Annotated in this window: 11 protein-coding genes; 6 read left to right on the top strand and 5 right to left on the bottom strand. The window is 56.2% G+C overall.

The window, feature by feature from the left end:
- Positions 1-234: 234 nt before the first annotated feature.
- Positions 235-3,630, top strand: coding sequence for a transcription-repair coupling factor (mfd, locus tag EDB95_RS02155; protein ID WP_133990120.1), 3,396 nt, complete (start codon positions 235-237; stop codon positions 3,628-3,630).
- A gap of 41 nt (positions 3,631-3,671) precedes the next feature.
- On the top strand, positions 3,672-4,499 hold the full coding sequence (murI, locus tag EDB95_RS02150; RefSeq protein ID WP_133990118.1) for a glutamate racemase: 828 nt from the start codon (positions 3,672-3,674) through the stop codon (positions 4,497-4,499).
- Here the strand turns inward: murI and EDB95_RS02145 are convergent.
- Positions 4,496-5,842 (bottom strand): M20/M25/M40 family metallo-hydrolase, encoded by a 1,347-nt coding sequence (locus tag EDB95_RS02145; RefSeq protein ID WP_133990116.1) that lies wholly within the window; start codon positions 5,840-5,842, stop codon positions 4,496-4,498. The genes murI and EDB95_RS02145 overlap by 4 nt on opposite strands.
- 125 nt (positions 5,843-5,967) lie before the next feature.
- Here EDB95_RS02145 and EDB95_RS02140 point away from each other — a divergent pair, with 125 nt between their 5' ends.
- Both EDB95_RS02140 and EDB95_RS02135 read left to right on the top strand, forming a co-directional pair.
- Positions 5,968-9,111, top strand: a complete 3,144-nt coding sequence (locus tag EDB95_RS02140; protein WP_133990114.1) for a SusC/RagA family TonB-linked outer membrane protein — start codon at positions 5,968-5,970, stop codon at positions 9,109-9,111.
- 10 nt (positions 9,112-9,121) lie between these two features.
- On the top strand, positions 9,122-10,759 hold the full coding sequence (locus tag EDB95_RS02135) for a RagB/SusD family nutrient uptake outer membrane protein (RefSeq protein ID WP_162852456.1): 1,638 nt from the start codon (positions 9,122-9,124) through the stop codon (positions 10,757-10,759).
- Here the strand turns inward: EDB95_RS02135 and EDB95_RS02130 are convergent.
- From EDB95_RS02130 to gyrB, 4 genes are all read right to left on the bottom strand, one after another.
- Positions 10,756-12,018 carry a sensor histidine kinase gene (locus EDB95_RS02130; RefSeq protein ID WP_133990110.1) on the bottom strand — a complete coding sequence of 421 codons (1,263 nt, stop codon included), beginning with the start codon at positions 12,016-12,018 and terminating at the stop codon, positions 10,756-10,758. The genes EDB95_RS02135 and EDB95_RS02130 overlap by 4 nt on opposite strands.
- The gene (locus tag EDB95_RS02125; RefSeq protein WP_133990108.1) at positions 12,015-12,707 is read right to left on the bottom strand and encodes a response regulator transcription factor; all 693 of its coding nucleotides are present in this window, start codon (positions 12,705-12,707) and stop codon (positions 12,015-12,017) included. The genes EDB95_RS02130 and EDB95_RS02125 overlap by 4 nt, the downstream gene beginning before the upstream one ends.
- Before the next feature lie 72 nt (positions 12,708-12,779).
- Positions 12,780-14,627, bottom strand: coding sequence for a lectin-like domain-containing protein (locus tag EDB95_RS02120; protein ID WP_162852455.1), 1,848 nt, complete (start codon positions 14,625-14,627; stop codon positions 12,780-12,782).
- 79 nt (positions 14,628-14,706) lie between these two features.
- Positions 14,707-16,695: a DNA topoisomerase (ATP-hydrolyzing) subunit B gene (gene gyrB / locus EDB95_RS02115; RefSeq protein ID WP_133990104.1), complete on the bottom strand. Its 1,989-nt coding sequence runs from the start codon at positions 16,693-16,695 to the stop codon at positions 14,707-14,709.
- A gap of 207 nt (positions 16,696-16,902) precedes the next feature.
- Here gyrB and EDB95_RS02110 point away from each other — a divergent pair, with 207 nt between their 5' ends.
- Positions 16,903-17,835, top strand: a complete 933-nt coding sequence (locus tag EDB95_RS02110; RefSeq protein WP_133990102.1) for a helix-turn-helix domain-containing protein — start codon at positions 16,903-16,905, stop codon at positions 17,833-17,835.
- Between the two features lie 77 nt (positions 17,836-17,912).
- Positions 17,913-19,133, top strand: coding sequence for a di-heme oxidoredictase family protein (locus tag EDB95_RS02105; RefSeq protein WP_133990101.1), 1,221 nt, complete (start codon positions 17,913-17,915; stop codon positions 19,131-19,133).
- Positions 19,134-19,137: the final 4 nt, after the last annotated feature.

Here is a 19,137-nt window from a genome sequence, read left to right as displayed (position 1 = left end):
CCGGGGACGGTGTAGGGCAACAAAAAAACGAAGCCGGGGGGACTTCGTTTTCAAAGAAAATGGCAAGCAATCGTTCTGTTAAGGACCAAATCTAGTGATATTTTTTTGTTAAATCCAAGTTTATTTTGAAAAAATCAGCTAAATGGTTTAAGGCGGCCCCCCTCCCGGGGGTCGCTTTGAGGGCGCTTCTGCATCGCCGCAACCCATTTCGATGTAACTTTGCGTCCGCGTAGAATGAATCTGCAATGGCTTTTAGACCGGTATTCGAGCGATAACCGCCTTTCTCCCCTGGTGGAAGGGCTTCGTGCGCCCCGTCCGCAGCGTTTTTTCGTGGGGCCGCTCCATGGCAGCGCCGCCGAATTTATTTGCGCCGGTTTGTTCCGGCATCCGGCGATGCAGGAGTGGAACCACCTCGTCGTCCTGAGTGATGCGGAAGCGGCCGCCTATTTTCACAACACGGTGGAAAACCTGACGGGCGCGCTGGACATTCTTTATTTCCCCTCCTCCTTTAAAAACCGGAAGAATTACCGGCTGCTCAACAGCAGCCACGTGATGCTGCGCACCGAGGCATTGATGAAGTGCAGCGCCCCCACCTTGCACAAAAAGGTCCTGGTGACCTACCCGGAGGCTTTGTTCGAGAAGGTGATCGTCGCCCGGGAACTGTCCGGGAACGTCATCTCGGTGAAGGTGGGTGACACGCTGGCGGTGGATGCCTTGATGGAACGATTGGTGGGGTATGGATTCGAAAGGACGGACTTTGTATACGAACCGGGACAGTTTGCGATGCGGGGCGGTATCCTCGATATCTACTCTTTTGGTAACGAAAAACCCTACCGTGTGGAATTGTTCGGGAGCGAGGTCGATTCCATACGCCTGTTCGATCCGGAGACCCAGCTGAGTGAGCGGAAACTGCTCCAGGTCAATATTATCCCCAACATCGAAACGAACTTCGACCAGGGAGAAAAAGTAAGCTTGCTGGACTTCCTGCCCGACAATACGGTGGTCTGGTTGCAGGATTATGACGTCATCCGGGAAAAGCTCCTGGTCCAGGAGGAGGACCTCGGACTTTTTTTTGAAAGGGAAAAGTCAGCGCCGTTTAAGCCAAGGGAAGACAGCGAAGAAACCCTAAAGGAAAAAGTCAGCCCGGAAGAGTTTGTCCACGCGGCTGAGTTACATGAGCAACTGGAACGCCGGCACCTGATCGAATTCGGGTACAAACCGCACTGGGGCGGGATGGACATCGACTGGCCGACTTTGGAGCAGCCTGCCTTTAACCGGAAGTTCGACCTGCTCATCGCAGACCTTCAACGGTGGGAAAAAAAGGGTTTCGGGCTCTTCCTGTTTGCGGAAAACCCCCGCCAACTGGAGCGGTTGCACAGCATCTTCACCGACCTCAAGGCCGAGCTGACCTTTACGCCCCTGGCGACGGCGATCCACGAGGGCTTTATAGACGAGGCAAGCAAAGTCGTTTGCTATACGGACCACCAGATCTTCCAGCGGTACCACAAGTACCGCGTCAAACAGGCCTACAATAAAAGCAAGGCCCTTACACTCCGGACGCTTCGGGAGCTGCAGCCGGGGGACTATGTGACCCATATCGACCACGGTGTGGGCACCTATAGCGGTCTTCAGAAGATAGAATCCAACGGCCGTCTCCAGGAGGCGGTACGGATCCTGTACAAGGACGGGGATATTCTGTATGTGAACATCAACTCCCTGCACAAGATCAGTAAGTATACCGGTAAGGAAGGGACGGTTCCCAAAATCAACAAGATCGGCAGCGAAGCCTGGCAGAAGCTCAAGGAGAAGACCAAGACAAAGGTCAAGGAAATCGCCTTCGACCTGATCAAGCTGTATGCGCAGCGTAAAGCCCAGGCGGGTTTTGCGCATGGCCAGGACAACTATCTGCAGACGGAGCTGGAGGCCTCGTTTATCTACGAGGACACGCCGGATCAAAGCAAGGCCACGGCGGATGTTAAGAAGGACATGGAATCCCCGGCGCCCATGGACCGGCTGGTGTGCGGGGACGTGGGTTTTGGCAAGACGGAAATCGCCATCCGGGCCGCCTTTAAAACGGTCGTGGAGGGCAAACAGGCGGTGGTCCTTGTGCCGACAACCATCCTGGCTTTTCAACACTACAAGACGTTTAGCGAACGGATGAAGGATTTTCCCGTCACCGTGGACTATATCAACCGGTTCAAATCTGCAAAGGAGAAAAAGGAGACACTGACGCGTTTGCAGGCGGGTAAGATCGACATCATGGTCGGCACGCACGCCCTCTTAGGCAAGGAAGTGAAGTTCAAGGACCTTGGGTTGATGGTCATCGATGAGGAACAAAAGTTCGGGGTGGGTGCAAAGGAAAAGCTCAAGACCCTCAAGACCAACGTGGACTGCCTGACGCTTACGGCCACGCCCATCCCCAGGACCCTCCAGTTCAGCCTGATGGGCGCCCGCGACCTGAGCATCATCAATACGCCCCCGCCCAACCGTCAACCCATCCAGACGGAGGTCCAAGTGTTCAACCAGGACTTTATCCGGGACGCCATTTATTTCGAGACGGAACGTGGGGGACAGGTGTTCTTTATCCACAACCGCATCCAGGGTCTCCCGGAAATCGTGGCGCTTACCCAGGCGCTTTGCCCCGACCTCAGCATCGGGATGGCGCATGGACAGATGGAAGGACACGAGCTGGAAGAACGCATCATGGACTTTATCGACCGGAAGTATGACGTCCTGGTCTGCACCAACATCGTCGAAAGCGGGGTGGACATTCCCAACGTCAATACGATCATCGTCAACAACGCCCACCAGTTTGGTTTGAGCGACCTTCACCAGCTCCGTGGCCGGGTGGGCCGTAGCAATAAAAAGGCATTCTGTTATCTCCTGGCGCCTCCCTTGAGCTCGCTCCCGGCGGACTCCCGCAAGCGGTTACAGACCCTGGAACAACACAGCGAACTGGGAAGCGGTTTCCAGATCGCCATGCGGGACCTGGACATCCGGGGCGCGGGAAACATGCTGGGGGGAGAACAAAGCGGCTTTATGGCCGAGATCGGTTTCGAAATGTACCAGAAGATCCTGGACGAGGCCATCCGGGAGCTCAAACGGACGGAGTTCAAGGAGCTGTTCCGGCAGGAGATCCAGCAGCAGGACGATTTTGTCCAGGATTGTACGATTGATACGGACCTGGAGATCCTTATCCCGGACGAATACGTCGAAAGCATCACCGAGCGTCTTTCCCTGTATACCCGGCTGGACAACTGCGAATCGGAGGCAGAGCTGCGGACGTTCCACCAGGAGCTTGAAGACCGGTTCGGTCCTTTGCCACCGCAGACCGAGGACCTGTTCACGACCGTGCGTTGCCGGCGGCTGGCCATCGACCTGGGCATGGAAAAGCTCGTCCTGAAGGACGGCGCGCTTCGCTGTTATTTCATCGGGAATCCGGATTCCCCGTATTTCGAGTCGGAGGTTTTCCAGCGCATTTTGCAGTTTATCCAGACGCGGACGAATAAGGCACGGCTAAGACAGGTCGGGAAGAACTTTTTCCTGGTGATTGCGGACGTGGGCAGCATGGAGCGGGTGCACCAGGCATTGAGTGCGATGCACCAGTTCTCGCAGGAGGCAGCCGCGTAGGGTGCCTTTCGGCTTGCGCCGCGTAAGTCGTATTTTTAACTATGCAACAAGGACCCATAGGCGTTTTTGATTCCGGTTACGGCGGTTTGACCGTGTTGAAGGAATTTGTCCGGGAACTCCCGGCCTACGACTACCTGTACTTAGGCGACAATGCAAGGGCGCCTTATGGAGGCCGGTCCTTCGAGACGGTGTATCACTATACCCTGGAATGCGTGCGTCATCTTTTCGACCTGGGCTGCCCCCTGGTCATCCTCGCCTGTAACACGGCGTCAGCCAAGGCCCTGCGTACCATCCAGCAAAACGACCTGCCCCGGATGAGCCCGGATAACCGCGTGCTGGGGGTGATCCGCCCCACCACCGAGATCGTCGGCCAGCATACCATAACCCGGGAGGTCGGGGTATTGGGGACCGTGGGTACCGTGACCTCGGAATCCTATCCCATCGAGATCAACAAGTTTTATCCCGACGTCAAGGTCTATCAACAGGCGTGTCCGCTCTGGGTACCCCTGGTGGAAAACGGGGAGGCCGACGGCGAGGGCGCCGATTATTTTGTAAAGAAATACCTGGACCAGCTGATGGCCCAGTCCCCCCATATCGATACGCTGGTCCTGGGCTGCACGCACTATCCCCTGCTGGTGGACAAGATCCGCGCCCACGTCCCCGAACACATGCGCATCCTCTCCCAGGGAGAGATCGTCGCCCGCAGCCTCGCAGACTACCTATCCCGCCATCCCTCCATGGAAGCCCGCCTTTCCCGCGGCGGTTCCCTGACCTTCTATACCACTGAGACCCCCGCCTCCTTCGAGCGCCTCGCAGGCATATTTTTCGACCAGGCGGTAAAAGCGAATCACCTTGATGTGGGGGTTTAGCGACCGGGTAGCGGAACCACAGGAAGGCTCTCGTTCCCGCCTGAGCTGACGGATTGAATACCGAAGAAAAAGTTGTCTTTGGATAGGGGCAGCGTGACGTCCGTCAAGGTCGTCCAGATCTTGCGTTGCCATACAGGCGACGTTGTCTCGCGGACCAGGATGTAGTATCCGATGGGCTTGCCTTCCAACGGGGCGGACCAGGTCAGGTGGGTGACGTTGGTCAGGTCGCGGGTGAGGACGCGGGGACTTTGGGGAAGGCCGGGCGCCTTGGCGAGGTTGGCAAGCGTGGAAAGGTTGAGGGCGGTGTTTTTTCGGAGGTACTCGTAGTCGATGTATTCGGGGAGGTCGCCGTATTGGATGCCGTTCTCGACACGGACGTCCTGGTGCTGGCGGGTAAAGTTCTCGTTCATTTCGGTGACGCGGACGGCGGCATACCCGTTCTCGACATAGGGAGAATGATCCCCGCCCCGGAGAAAGCGGTCGTTCCGGTAGATCAGGACGACCTGCATGTTGTCGACGTAGCGTTCCCCCACTTCCTTGAAGTAACGGGCAAGCTGGCGGGCCTTGCCGTCGTTTTCCAAACCCAGTTGCCGGATCATTTTGGCTTGCTTGTCCAGGTCGTAAAAGGGGAGCCCCTCGCTAAAGACCCGGACGTGGGTATTGTCGATAATGTTTGTTTCGCTGCTGTTGTTGGACCCGATGATGTCGTTGTTTAGGACGCCTTCTATGTTCCATTGCCGGGTTTTGGCTTTCTTGGCCATATAGGTGGAGCCCAGCAGCCCTTGCTCTTCCCCGCTGACGGTGACAAAAATGAGGGTGGCGCCAAAAGTGTGGCGGCTCATGATCCGCGCGCACTCGATGACCGCCGCGCTGCCGCTGCCATCGTCGTTGGCACCAGGGGCATCGCCGTTACCGTCCATGACGTTTGTCCTTCTGCTATCCAGGTGGCCGCTGATGACAAAGATCCGGTGGTCACCGGTGTCCGTGCCTTTGAGCACGGCGACGGCGTTCCCAAGGTTGATGGGACTCGCGACGCGTTGTCCATCGGCGGCGTAGGTGGTCGTGTCAAGGTACGCGGTCATCCGTCCTCCGGAAGCCGAGGCGAAGCGCTGGAAGGTGGCGAGCACCCAATTCCGGGCGGCGCCGATCCCCTTTTTCGGATCGGTCACGGAGCTGACAGTACTGCGGGTGCCGAAGTCCACAAGACGAGTGATGTAGGATTTCAGGGAGTCGGGGTTGACTTCTTTGACCATGGAGGCGATGTCCGGGTCTTTTGCGACGGTGGTTTGGGCTCCAGCCCGAAGGGTCAGGGCCAGCAAAGCGGCAGCAGCCAGTTTCTTCATAGCCGAATATAAAAATTCCTGTTTAAACACTGTTCGAAGACCTACCAACATAAAGGCTAACTTATTAGTTAGCCTAATTGTATCCAAAAGTTTTATTTTCTTTTGGTTGTACCAAAATTGACGACATGAGAAATCTTCTAACGATGACCTGCATGGTCATCCTTGCCTCGTGCGTGGCGGCCATCTGCACGGGGCAAACCATCAGCCTCAAAGGCCGGGTCCTCGACGAAAATGGGGTTCCCATCGAAAATGCCACCGTTTATGTAAAGCAAAAGAAAGCAGGAGGAGGGGCGACCATCACCTTAGCCGACGGGTCTTTTACCCTGCGCGTCAATGAGGGCGTCCTCCTGATGGTCACCTCGGTAGGGTATAATGACCAGCAGCTCCCGGCGGTCCAGGGCATGACGGTAAAAATGCACGCCGATCTTCGAAACCTCAGCGACGTCGTGGTGACGGGGGTCGGGGTGGCAACCAGCAAGAAAAAGGTGCCCATTGATGTGGCGACCGTCAGCTCCAAGGATTTTGCAAAAAGCGCCACCACGTCGATCGACCAGGCCCTGGACGGGCAGATTGCCGGGGCCCAGGTTCAGCAGACCAGCGGGCAGCCGGGCGCGGGTTTTAACATCGTCCTGAGGGGTGTCAACACCCTGAGCACTTCCGCCGCCGCGCTCTATATCGTGGACGGGACAGTTGTCCAGGACATCAGCAACCTGGATCCCAGCGTCGTCGACCACGTGGAAGTCGTCAAGGGACCCGCGGGGGGCATGCTATATGGGGCGAAAGGTGGCCAGGGTGTCATCCAGATCTTTACCAAAAAAGGGGCCGCCGGCAGAAAGATGACCATCAACCTCAGCACAAAGGTCAGCATCGACAACATTCTGAAGGGCAAAAGACCCATCCTCGCGGCCTACCATCACTATGTAACGGATGGCAGCGGAAATATCCTGAATGCCGCCGGAACGATCATCAGCCACGACGCCACGGGCACCTGGACCGATCCCGCCGTGCCGGACCCCACGGCCTTCCCCGCGACGGTCAACAACAAGACGTTCAACATACCGACGTATGACCATTTCAAACAGGCTTTTCGCCAGGCGCTTACCTACAACCACACCATCAATGTGGCGGGCGGCGGCAACAGTTCGGACTACGCCTTCTCCGCCTCCAACCTGGACCAGCAGGATGTTTTCAGTAACAAGTTCGAGCGGACGAACCTGACCCTGAACTTGGGGTTGAATCCTTTTAAAGGCTTTACTTTCCGCTCGATTTCCCAGGGTATCATCGGGTACCAGAACCTGCTAAACGGAAACCGTTTTGCGATCGTCAACGCCTATCCCTGGATAGACCTTAACTGGCGGGATTCCACGGGTCACCGGGCTATCAAAACCTCCACCGCCTCCAACCAGAACAATTCACTGTCGGAACAGGAATGGCACCAGCAGTATACAAAATCGCTGGACATCGTGCAAAATTTCCAGGCAAACTTCAAACTGCCGCGATACCTGGAGCTGGATGCCAAATATGGGATCGACTACCGGTCGTCAGATGCGACCAACTACTACCTCAACCAGACGTCCGACCTCCAGACGGCACTGCACTGGGGACCGAGCCGGCAGGGCAGCCTGACCAATACGACGACGACCACGACCTGGCAGGATGCTTTGTTTACGGTCTTTCTCCGAACGGACTTTCAAAACGATTTCCACTTAAGCCTGCCGATACGGACGACTTCCCAGTTCAGCTATGAATGGTTTAACTCATACGAGCGGCAGTATTACGCGGAAGGCATTCAGCTTCCCGCCTATCCACCGATCAACATAAACGTGGCTGCACAGAAAACGGACGGGGATTTTTATACCGCTTTTACCCAGTTCGGTTTTCTTTTCAACCAGACCATAGATTACGGAAACCTCTTTGGCATATCCGGCGGGCTCCGGTCCGACTATGCCTCCACCTTCGGACGAGGTGGAAACGCCCAAACCTTCGACAGGGGGACCGTGTATTTCCGCCCATCCGAATGGATGAAGGGGCAGCACCTTGTAAACGACTGGAAGTTGCGGGCCGCTTATGGAAAGGCAGGCACCCAGCCCCAATCGACCGGAAACTATGACCGCCAGACGACCTTGGGTGTGACGACGCTGGGTACGGGGGTGGCCTTGTCCACCCAGACCGTGGCGCGTAACCCCGACCTGGTCGTGCAACTGACCTCCGAAACGGAGATCGGGACAGACATCACCTTCAATGGACTAAAGGGAGACTGGTTGCCCAGGGTCACCTTTAGCGGCACCTGGTGGCATCGCCTGAACGAGGACCTGGAACAGACCGCCAACGTCGCCCCATCCACCGGTTTTTCCGGTTTGTTGAGCAACCTTTCCACGATCGAAAGCCACGGGTTGGACATGTCACTGGACGTCCAGGTCTTGTCGTCGGGGAAGTTTTCCTGGACCTCCGCCGTACGTTGGGGCTTTAGCCACGCCGTCGTCACGAAGATCTCGGGCGGGCAGGATATCATCAACGGCGAATTCTCGGTCAAGCAGGGCAAGGCGCTGGGGCTGTTTTACGGACAGACGCCTGTGCACAGCCTGACGCAACTGATGGCGGACGGCAAGACGCCGTACGTACCCACGGCCTCCGCAAGCAATTACGAACTGGACAACGGGACCGTCATCAACAAAACGACCTATGCCGCATTAATGACGGCCGCCAACGACCAGTCCGTGATCGGGAAGTCCTATCCGGACTTCACCTCCGCCTGGATCAATACCTTCACCTTGTTTAGGGACCTGACCTTCTCGTTCCAATTCGACTGGGTACACGGGAACAATATCTATAACCTGACGCGGCAGTGGCTGTATTCGCCGGCCGGTGGTTCGGGTGGTTCGGGCGGCGTGTCCAAGGACTTCGACCAGTCTGTCACCATCAACGGCAAGCCGGGCGCTTATGTCAATTACTATCAAAGCCTGTATAACCTGGTCAATCCGTCCTCCTGGTTTGTCGAGAACGGCTCCTATATCCGTCTGAGGGACCTTTCCCTGAGCTATGATTTCTCGCCGTTGATGAAGGTACCCTGGGTCAAGCGCCTGAGTGCGACCATCTCGGGCCGCAACCTGCTCACCTTTACCAAGTTTCACGGAATGGACCCCGAAAACACAACGGCCGTGAACAGCCAGGGTGTGGCGATCGGCGGGGTGGGCGCGATCAATGGTGTCGACTATTTCGGGATTCCCAATTTGAGGTCCTACCAGTTTGGATTGAATGTCGGATTCTAAAAAAATTTCTATGAAAAAGTATATCTCGTTATACATCGGTTTATTGATGCTGGGATGGGCTTGTCAGAAGTCCACCCTCAACCTGATCGATCCCAACAACCCCACACCTTCATCCCTGCAGACGGAAGCAGGTATCGAATCCTTTGCCATGGGCGTTGTCGAGAAATGGATCGCTGCCGTTCCGGGTGAAGGAAACACCAATATTTACCAGATCGTTCTCTCCATGCACAGCAATATGGGGGACGAAGACTTTTCGCCCTGGGCCAACTGGGGTTTGCGGTACCCGGCCAATGTCAATACCATCACCCTTCCATCGCCCTATAACACGGTGATCAAGAACCCATCCGGGTTTACCCAGCAGGGGATCATGGAAGCGGAAAACAGCCGGCAGGCCGGGGAAGGCAATGCGTTCCAGTACGAATGGGCGGTTTGCTATTACATGAATGCGCAGTGTAACCTTCTTCTCCTGGCGGCGAACGACCCGGCACTCCGGCTTTCCGGGGACACGGCCACCAAAAAGGGAATCCTCCGGGCGTGGGCGTATTGGTGGAAGGGTTTCTGCTATTCGAGGATCGGCTCCATGTACCTGGCCGGGATCATCAACGACAATCCCGCCAACGGGGAGACGAACAACAATTTTATCAGCCACGACAGCATCGTCGCGGAAGGCAACGCCAATTTCGACAAGGCCAAGGCCATCTTAAGTACCCTGAATGAAAACGCGGACTATGACTACGTGTTCGAAAACATCATCCCCAGTTTTAACCTCAATACACAGATTGTCACGCCGGCGATGTGGATCCGGCAGATCTATACTTTTGAAGCCCGGAACTACCTGGTGAACCGCAAGGTCGCTACCATGACCGCCGGCGACTGGGCCACGGTGCTTAGCCTGGCGGGTTCCGGGATGGTCCAGGGAGACTACTCTTTTATGTTCGGGATGAACGCGGGAGGTGTCAACGACCTGTCGAACAATTTTTATCATCCCTTTGCCTTCCATTCGTACGGAAGTGGTTTTGCCTGGGTGAGCGAGCGCCTGATCCAGGACTATCAGCCGGGCGACAAACGGTTTTCGAAGAATTTCGAATCGTATCCGGGCGGACCCGTGGTCAATGTGCGCAACCGGGGTATCCAGTTTGGGACGCGTTGGAACGTCATCGATATTGAAAACGGGGGGAGCTATGCCACGGACAACAGTATTGGTTCGATCAGCATCGGTGGGACATGGGAGGAAAACAGCCTGATGATCGCCGAGGCTAAAATCCGGACGGGCAGTGACATCAACGGGGGGCTTGTGCTGATCGACCAGATCCGGGACGCCCAGAACTCCGGTCTGGCGCACATAGAAAACACGGGTCTTACCCAGGCAGCCGCCCTGGCGCAGTTCCGGAGCGAAAGACGGGTGAGTCTCTACCTGAGAGGCCTGGCCTGGTATGATGCACGGCGATGGGGTGTAACGACCGCCGCGGCGAGCGGGGGAGGGCGGACGAACGCCAATGTCCTGGTCCCGGGGAACCTCGTGGGCGGGACCGCGGCGGTGATCCTGCCGTGTACGATCGACTACGACTATATGGACTACTGGGACGTGCCGCAAAACGAACTCGATTTTAATGCGGCGGGACCGGGGTCGGCACCCATTCACAATTAATTCGACCAGGACAGTATGAACGAATGATAAGGGTCTGCGTAGGCATAGGCGATCGCAACGCCCGTGGCTACGCAGATCTGTTGTATAATAGAAAGACCCAGGCCGACATGGTCGCTGTCGTTGGACTCTTTATAAAAACGCCGGAAAAGGCGTTCCCGGTCCAGGCGAACGGACGCACCGGTATTGGAAACCTCCAGGCGTCCTTGTGCAAGGACAAGGGATAAAGAGCCGCCGGGCCGGTTGTGGCGGGTGGCATTGCTGAGGAGGTTGTCAAACAGGATGTCGATCAGCTCGGGGCTGGCATGGATAGAGGTGGGTGCGATGGAGGCGTTTACGGTCAGGCCGCTGTTGTCCCAAAGTTCCTGGAACTGTATGAGCTTTTCGCGGAGCTTTTCGTCGAGGGCGATGTCTTCCTTCCGGTTGTATTGATTGTTTTCAATCTTCGTGATCAACAGGAGGGACTTGTTGAGCCTGGAAATCTTTTTGACCGCTCCATACGCGCTTCTCAGGCTTTCTCCCTGCCGGTCGGACAGGGCTTCGTCCTGGATGACGAGGTCCAGTTTGGAGCGGATGATGGCCAGCGGGGTTTGGATTTCGTGGGAAGCGTTTTCGGTGAATTCCTTGAGGGCCTTGTAGTCATCGGCAGCCTTACCCGTGGCTTCCCTCAGCTTTTTGTTCATCGTCGAAAACTCTTCGATGGGCGTTTCGGGGAAAACGGGCGGGTTACGCTCTCCCAACTGGAATCTGCCCAGGATTTCCAGGCTTTTATAAAACGGGGCCCACAACCGGCGCAGGACCATGCGGTTGATGACGGAAAAGGTGAGAATGATGACCAGTATCACGGGAACGGCGATCCCCATGAGGGCATACGCTACGTGGTGCGGGCCTTCCAGGGGTTTTATGAGGGTGACCTGGTACCAGCTTTGCCGGACCCGGATGGGGAAAAAGTACTTTCTGAACCGGTGGTCTTTACCCAAGGTAGAATCGAAGAAATGGGTGGCCTCAAAACGCTCCGGCCCGGGTATGCTGTCGCCCGTCGGGGTATAGTATACGCTCAGGTCGTCCAGTACCTGCTGGCTGGGCAGTTCCTGGTGCTGGTTGACGTACGTCTGCATCCGGTTGCGGATCCGGATGAAGTTGTGGTCCAGTTGCACGACCAGCACCTGGAAGATCAGGAAATACATGGCCACGCAGGTCACCAGGAAGAGGGCGAGGGTCACCAGGGCATTGATACGGTTATACCGGGTAAACAGTTTCACTCTGCGACGGATTTGCCGGGATTGAATTTATACCCCATTCCATAGACGGCCTTGATATAGTCCGGACACCCGCCCTGAAGGAGTTTCCGGCGCAGGTTCTTGATATGGGTATACAGAAAATCGTAGTTGTCGGTCATGTCGGCCTGGTCCCCCCAGAGGTGCTCGGCAATGGCTTCCTTGGTCAGGACCTTGTTCCTGTTGCCGGTGAAATAAAGCAACAGTTCGTACTCCTTCCGGGTGAGGTCGATGTGCCCATTGTCGCCCCGGACGGTCCTTTCTTCGAGGTCGATCGTGAGTCCGTCCAGCTTTAACACATTGTGTCCACCAAAGGTCTTGCGGCGGATAATCGCCGACACCCGGGCGCCCAATTCCGAGAGGTGGAAGGGTTTGGTGAGGTAGTCGTCGGCTCCCCTGTTGAGGCCCTCGATTTTGTCATCCAGGGAATTCCTTGCGGAGACGATGAGTACCCCATCCGTTTTGCCGGCGGCCTTTAGTTCCCGCAGAAGGGTCAGCCCGTTTCCATGGGGAAGGGCGATGTCAAGGATGATACAATTGTAGTCGTGGAGCTGGATTTTTTCCCGGGCACTGGGAAAGTCGTAGGCCATCTCGCAGGAATAATGATAATCATTGAGATAGGAGGCGATACTCTCCGAAAGGGCCTTTTCGTCTTCTATGATCAAGAGTTTCATCGGGGATCAAAATTAAGGCTGCCCGCGCTTTTGGGAGGTTAAATTTTGGCGGGCCGCGGGTGGCGGCCTGCGCTACCGCGCCAGGAGCACGGTACCCCGCTCCCCCAGGGGTTTCCCGGTCAGGTCAATGCCCAGGACTTCCCACACGTATGTGCCCGAAGGAACCGGCCGGCCGCCGGCCGTGCCGTCCCAGGCGGCCTGCAGATCGGTACTATGGTATACCTCGTTACCCCAGCGGTTGAAAACACGGAAATAGACGAGCGTTTTGATCCCGGGGGCGACGAGCCGAAGAACGTCATTGACGCCGTCGCCGTTGGGGGTAAAAGCACTCGGTACGTAGATCGCCGGGCCCTTGTAGACCTTGATAAAAACCGACGCCTGGGAGGCGCAACCGGCGTTTGAATAGGCCGTGACCGTGTACCGCGTGTCCGTGGTGAGGACGGCGATGGGGTTGGCGATCGACGGGTCGCTAAGACCCGTGGGGGGCGACCAGGTATAGGTGGTGCCTCCGGTCGCCTGTAGCTGGATAGGATAACCAAGGGCATCCGAGGTGTCGTTGCCGGCAAAGGCATGCGAGGCTTGTATGCTGACCTGTTGGGTCACTGTGTCCGAAAGACAACCATAAGGGCTCATGGCCCAAAGACTGGCGTTAAAGACCGCCTCCTGATCATAGACCTGGGTTACCGTTTGTCCGGAATCGGGGCGCTGACCCAGCAACCAGTACCACTGTTGGACCGGTATACCCGTCGTATTGGTCCCCGTCAGCACGAGGGGCGTCCCGGTACAAACGGAATCCGGCGCAAAGGTCACCTGGGGGGTGGGATTGACGGACAGCAGTTGGGTATAGGTGTTGCTGGCGCAACCCTCGGCGCTGACGACATGGAGGGATAGCGTATAGGCGCCGGGCTGGGCAAAGACGATAGAGGGCAGCGAATCGGTAAAGATCCGCCCGTCGGAAAGCGTCCAGGTCCAGTCCGCGAAAAGGCCCACCGTGTCATAACTGGTGTTGACCAGGGGAAGGGTTCTGCCGGTGCAGGCGTTACCCGCGGTAAAGGAAGCCACGGGGTAGGTACCTATGGTGAGTACCGTTTTGTTGGTATCGGAAAGACAGCCGTTGTTGCCGAGGATATTCTGGGTCACGATATAGACACCGGGCGTGGGGTAAACATGGGGCGGCGGGTTTTGCTGCATGCTGGTGTCCCCATCTCCAAAGTTCCAATACCATTGGAGGATGGACCCGAAAGAAGTGGAGCTGTCGCGGAAAACGATGGTGTCCTTTTCGCAGGTTTTGGCGGGAAGGGCGGAATGGCCGGCGTTTAACGATGTACAAAACTGCTGGAGGTTGTCGGACCCGCCGGTGGCCGCGGTGAAACCCCAGAAAACGGTGGGGTTGCCGCTAAATATGGTGGCCACGATGTCCTTGGTCATGCTGAGCCGGAAATTGCCATCCATGTAGGCCACGAGGGTCATGGTGGGTGCGTCCCATTTTACCTCCAGAACGTGCCAGGCGCAGTCCTTGATGTCGGATTGGTTGGGCAGCACCTGCACCGGTCCGGCAAGGTTGTTGGCGTCGGCATGGTTGACATCCCCGTTGGACTGAAAGGCGATGTGGTCGTAGGGCGGGTCGTTTTGGTCCGGATTCTGGTAGGTGTCGATGGTCACGCCCAGGGACGGCACGATGCCGCCAAAACCCAGGCCTTCCCCGGTACTGCCCTGGCTGGTATTGATGGGTTGGAGCACAAAGGCCATACCATCGGCCCCGTTCGTACCCGAATTGCAACCCAAAAACACATTGAAATGATAATCGAACGACTGGGTCAGGTCGATCTCGTTCTTATTCCATACCTGGCCCGCCTGAAAGGTTTCCTGGGGGGTAAGGGTATAGCAATTACAAGTATTCTGCACGGCTGAACCGTGCATCACATAAGGATTCGCTTGGGGCGTTTGCGCATTTGCGCTTAGGACATGGCAGAGGACAATCGTTACGGAGGTAAGAAGCCTAGACGTCGATCCGGGCATATTTTGCATGGGTTTCTATGAATTCACGCCTTGGCGCCACTTCATCACCCATGAGCATGCTGAATACCTCGTCGGCAATGGCCGCGCTCTCCAGGGTCACCATTTTCAGGATACGTTTTGCAGGGTTCATAGTGGTCTCCCACAATTGATCCGCGTTCATTTCACCCAAACCTTTGTAGCGTTGAATGGTGGCGCTGTCTTCTTTACCGCCGGCGATGCGTTCCACAGCGGCCTTGCGGTCCTCTTCGGTCCAGGCGTACACCTGTTCTTTGCCTTTCTTAACGAGGTACAGGGGCGGTTGGGCGAGGTAGACGTACCCCTGCTCGACCAGTTCCTTCATATACCGGAAAAGGAAAGTGAGGATAAGCGTGGCGATGTGGCTTCCGTCCACGTCGGCATCGGTCATGATGATGAGCTTATGATAGCGGAGTTTGGCGAGGTTAAGGGCCTTGGGGTCATCGGGGGTACCGACGGTCACACCCAGGGCGGTATACATGTTCCTGATCTCTTCGTTTTCCAGGATTTTGTGTTCCATGGCCTTCTCCACGTTGAGGATCTTACCCCTTAGTGGCAGGATGGCCTGGAAGCTCCGGTCCCGGCCTTGTTTGGCGGTACCACCTGCGGAATCCCCTTCCACCAGGTATAGCTCGCAACGACCCGGATCGCGATCGGAACAGTCGGCCAGTTTACCGGGCAGACCCCCGCCGGATAGGACGCTTTTGCGTTGGACGAGTTCCCTCGCCTTGCGGGCGGCCACCCGGGCCTGTGCAGCGAGAATGACTTTCTGGATGACGTTGCGGGCCTCTTTCGGGTTTTCCTCCAGGTAGGTATCCAGGGCCTTGGCCACGGTGGTTTCGACGATACCGGAGACTTCGCTGTTGCCCAGCTTTGTCTTGGTCTGGCCTTCGAACTGGGGTTCGGGGACCTTTACCGAAATAATGGCGCTCAGGCCTTCCCGGAAGTCGTCGCCTTCCACCTCTACTTTCGCCCTTTCAAAAAGCCCCTCTTTCTCTCCATATTGCTTAAATACCCTCGTCAGGGCCCTGCGGAAACCGGTAATATGGGTGCCGCCCTCGATGGTATTGATGTTATTGACGTAGGAGAAAATATGTTCTTTGAAATCGTCGTTGTACGTCATCGCCACCTCGACCTCTACGTTAGCGGCATCGTCAAAACCGTCCACATATAAGGTCTTGTTGATCAGTGTGTTCCTCTTTGCGTTCCGGTCGAGCATCTCGACAAATTCGACGATCCCACCCTCGCTGTAAAAGGTTTCGTTATACACAGGTTCACCTTCTTCATTCCGTTCCCGGAGGTCGGTCAGGGTGATGCGGACGCCCCGGTTAAGGAACGATAGCTCGCGGAGACGGCCGGCCAGGATGTCTTTATTATATATGAGGGATGTAAAGATCGTCCCGTCGGGCCAGAAATGCGTGGTCGTCCCGGTGCGGTCGGTCTCGCCAATCGCGCGTACGGAGTATTCCGGGATCCCGATATTGTATTCCTGTTCAAAGACTTTTCCTTCGCGGTACACGGTTACATGGACGTGTTTACTAAGGGCGTTGACGCAGGAAACACCCACCCCGTGCAAGCCGCCGGACACCTTGTAGGTATTCTTGTCGAATTTGCCGCCGGCATGCAGGACGGTCATCACCACCTCCAATGCGGACCTCTTTTCCTTGGGGATGATGCCCGTGGGAATACCCCGGCCGTCGTCCTTTACCGAAATGGAATTGTCCTCGTGGATGGTGACGTCGATATTCTTACAGTATCCGGCCAGGGCCTCGTCTATGGAATTGTCCACTACTTCATACACCAGGTGGTGTAACCCCTTGATCCCTATATCCCCTATGTACATCGCCGGCCTCTTACGGACGGCTTCCAATCCCTCTAAAACCTGAATGCTGTCAGCTCCGTATCCGTTGGTATTCTGTGTGGGCGTATCCACTGCTTGACTTTCAGTACTCATACAGACGTTCAATCCTCCTTTAATAGTGGTGCAAAGGTAGTAAAATTAGGCCTTTTAAGGCAATTTAGCGGTGTTAAAAAGGGCCTTTTTATGAACATTTGAGACACATTTTCAAGGGAGTAGGAAAGGGCGCTTTGTCACGTTGGGGTCAGTATTTCCCCTTAGGAAAGGGTGCTATCCGGGGATGGCCTATTTTTGCGCCGGAATATGCTCCAGCCACCCGACATACTCACCATCGCCCGGAAACAACCGGTCCTCCAGGATACCCTGGACCTGCTCCATCAGAAGGAGCAGCACATCCCGGGAGCGGTGGCTTATGTCATACAACGGTATGCCCTCCAGCCGCAGTGGTCCGTAGACGACACGGGGATGATGGTTTACCAGCACGCCCGGTCGGATGAATCCTACCTCGAACTGCGGTTCTGTCTCTCGGGGAATACCTATTGCAGCGATCCCGCCTGTAACGGGGGACAAACCTGCCGCAAGTCTTCCGCCCAGTGCGGGGCGAAAACCCCCACGATCGACCTTCTTACCTTCCGGTTCTCCACCACCTACCTGGCGCCTTTTGTAAAGGGCCGGCAGACGTTGTCGCGGACCGAAGATGTATTGTCTTTCCGGTACCCTTCTTCCTTTACAAAGATCGTTCCCCTTTGCGGCCGGAGCCGTCTCGTCCTGGAGAGCCTGTTGACCAACCAATATGAGGGCGCCCTCGAAAACATCTTTGTCAACAGCCAGGTACAGGCGTTGTTGTTGTACAGCCTGGAATGTCTTTTGGAGGAAAAAGAAGAAGGCGTTTTTGCTTGCAAGTTTCTCGCCAACGAAGCGGACAGGGTTAAGATCGGACGGGCCCGGGAAATCCTCCTGGAACAAATCGGCGAACCCATCACGATCAAGGAGCTCAGCCGGAGGGTGGCTATGAACGAATGCTATCTCAAAAAGGGATTTAAGGAACTTTTCGGGACCACGATTTTCGACTTTTACCAGGGGCAGCGCATGGAACACGCCCGGTATCTGCTCTATGAAAAAGGACTCAGTGTCACGGAAGTTTCCATGATGCTTGGGTATTCCTCCATTTCTCACTTCTCCACCGCCTTTAAGAAGCATACGGGTTTGAAGCCCTGCGACCTGCTGTTGCACTAGTTTTTTTCCTCTTCTCGAAAACGCATTTACCAATTTCGACAACTCTCCGGGAAGAGCGGGGCTAATTTTACGGCCCAATGAAAAAGAAAACTTTTATAGCGACCGCTTCTATCTCCCTCGCGATCCTGGCGGTGACGGCTTGTTCCAAACTACTGCCCTCCATGATCGATCCCTCCCAGGGTTTGTGCGGACCGATCAGCCTTTCGAATGCTCAAACGATCCTGTTCTCCCAGGGGAACGATCAGTTTTTTTCCAACCGGACCGCGGCGACGGGGCTTGGTCCTTATTTCGTCGCGACAGGTTGCGGTAGTTGTCACTCCAGCGATAACCGGGGCCATCCTTTTACGATCCTCACCCGCTTTGGACAATCGGATACCACGGGCAATACATTTTTAGCCGAGGGCGCGCCCCAACTGGGCACTTTTTGCCTGCCGGGTTATACCCCTGAACAATTGCCCGCCGGGGCCACGAGCACCCGTCTGATAGCACCCATCACGGCGGGTGTCGGGTTTCTGGAAGCGGTACCGGATTCAGAGATCCTGGATATGGTCGCGGCAAACGCGAACAACCCCGATGGTGTGCGGGGGCATCCCAACTACGGTACCCTTCCGGCGTATGCCACCCCGCTAACAGGGGCGATCCCGAGGGCGGACGGCAAATACATCTGCCGCTTCGGAAGAAAAGGGGCCATTTACAATTTGTTGCAGCAGGTGGCGACGGCATATAACCATGACATGGGTATCACCTCGACGTACCTGCCCAACAACCCGAGCAATTACCTCGACCCGACGCCCACTTCTCCCAACGCTACACCCGAAGTAGACAATGCCACGCTCAATTCGGTAGTGTTTTATTGCCAGTGTTTGCAAACGCCGGTCCAGCGGAACCCCAATGACCCGACGGTGGTGGCGGGCAGCCAGCTTTTCCTCCAGATCGGTTGTGCCGCCTGTCACAAGCAAACCCTTACTACGGGCTACTCCCCGATAGACGGTCTTTCCAATCAAACGTTCAACCCGTTCACCGACCTGCTTGTCCACGACATGGGTGCGGGGGACGACGATGGATATACCGAGGGCAGTGCCAAAACCTCCGAATGGCGGACAACACCGCTGTGGGGTTTGGGACTGGCACCCAATGTCCAGGGTGGATATACCTACCTGATGCACGACGGTCGCGCGCATAGTATCGAAGCGGCCATCCAGTTGCACGGCGGGGAAGCCGCTGTCAGCGCCGGCCGGTTTAGCAGCCTGTCCGCTTCCGATAAAAATGCCCTCCTGACGTTCCTGAAATCCCTGTAAGGTC

The organism is Dinghuibacter silviterrae (assembly GCF_004366355.1).
Classification (GTDB): Bacteria; Bacteroidota; Bacteroidia; order Chitinophagales; family Chitinophagaceae; genus Dinghuibacter; species Dinghuibacter silviterrae.
Note: the sequence above shows the minus strand (reverse complement) of the source record. Positions and strands in the feature narration are given on the sequence as shown.

Excerpts from the sequence above, each read along its gene's own strand:
- mfd (WP_133990120.1), top strand. The coding sequence starts at position 235 with ATGAATCTGCAATGGCTTTTAGACCGGTATTCGAGCGATAACCGCCTT.
- murI (WP_133990118.1), top strand. The coding sequence starts at position 3,672 with ATGCAACAAGGACCCATAGGCGTTTTTGATTCCGGTTACGGCGGTTTG.
- EDB95_RS02145 (WP_133990116.1), bottom strand. The coding sequence starts at position 5,842 with ATGAAGAAACTGGCTGCTGCCGCTTTGCTGGCCCTGACCCTTCGGGCT.
- EDB95_RS02140 (WP_133990114.1), top strand. The coding sequence starts at position 5,968 with ATGAGAAATCTTCTAACGATGACCTGCATGGTCATCCTTGCCTCGTGC.
- EDB95_RS02135 (WP_162852456.1), top strand. The coding sequence starts at position 9,122 with ATGAAAAAGTATATCTCGTTATACATCGGTTTATTGATGCTGGGATGG.
- EDB95_RS02125 (WP_133990108.1), bottom strand. The coding sequence starts at position 12,707 with ATGAAACTCTTGATCATAGAAGACGAAAAGGCCCTTTCGGAGAGTATC.
- EDB95_RS02120 (WP_162852455.1), bottom strand. The coding sequence starts at position 14,627 with ATGCACGGTTCAGCCGTGCAGAATACTTGTAATTGCTATACCCTTACC.
- gyrB (WP_133990104.1), bottom strand. The coding sequence starts at position 16,695 with ATGAGTACTGAAAGTCAAGCAGTGGATACGCCCACACAGAATACCAAC.
- EDB95_RS02110 (WP_133990102.1), top strand. The coding sequence starts at position 16,903 with ATGCTCCAGCCACCCGACATACTCACCATCGCCCGGAAACAACCGGTC.
- EDB95_RS02105 (WP_133990101.1), top strand. The coding sequence starts at position 17,913 with ATGAAAAAGAAAACTTTTATAGCGACCGCTTCTATCTCCCTCGCGATC.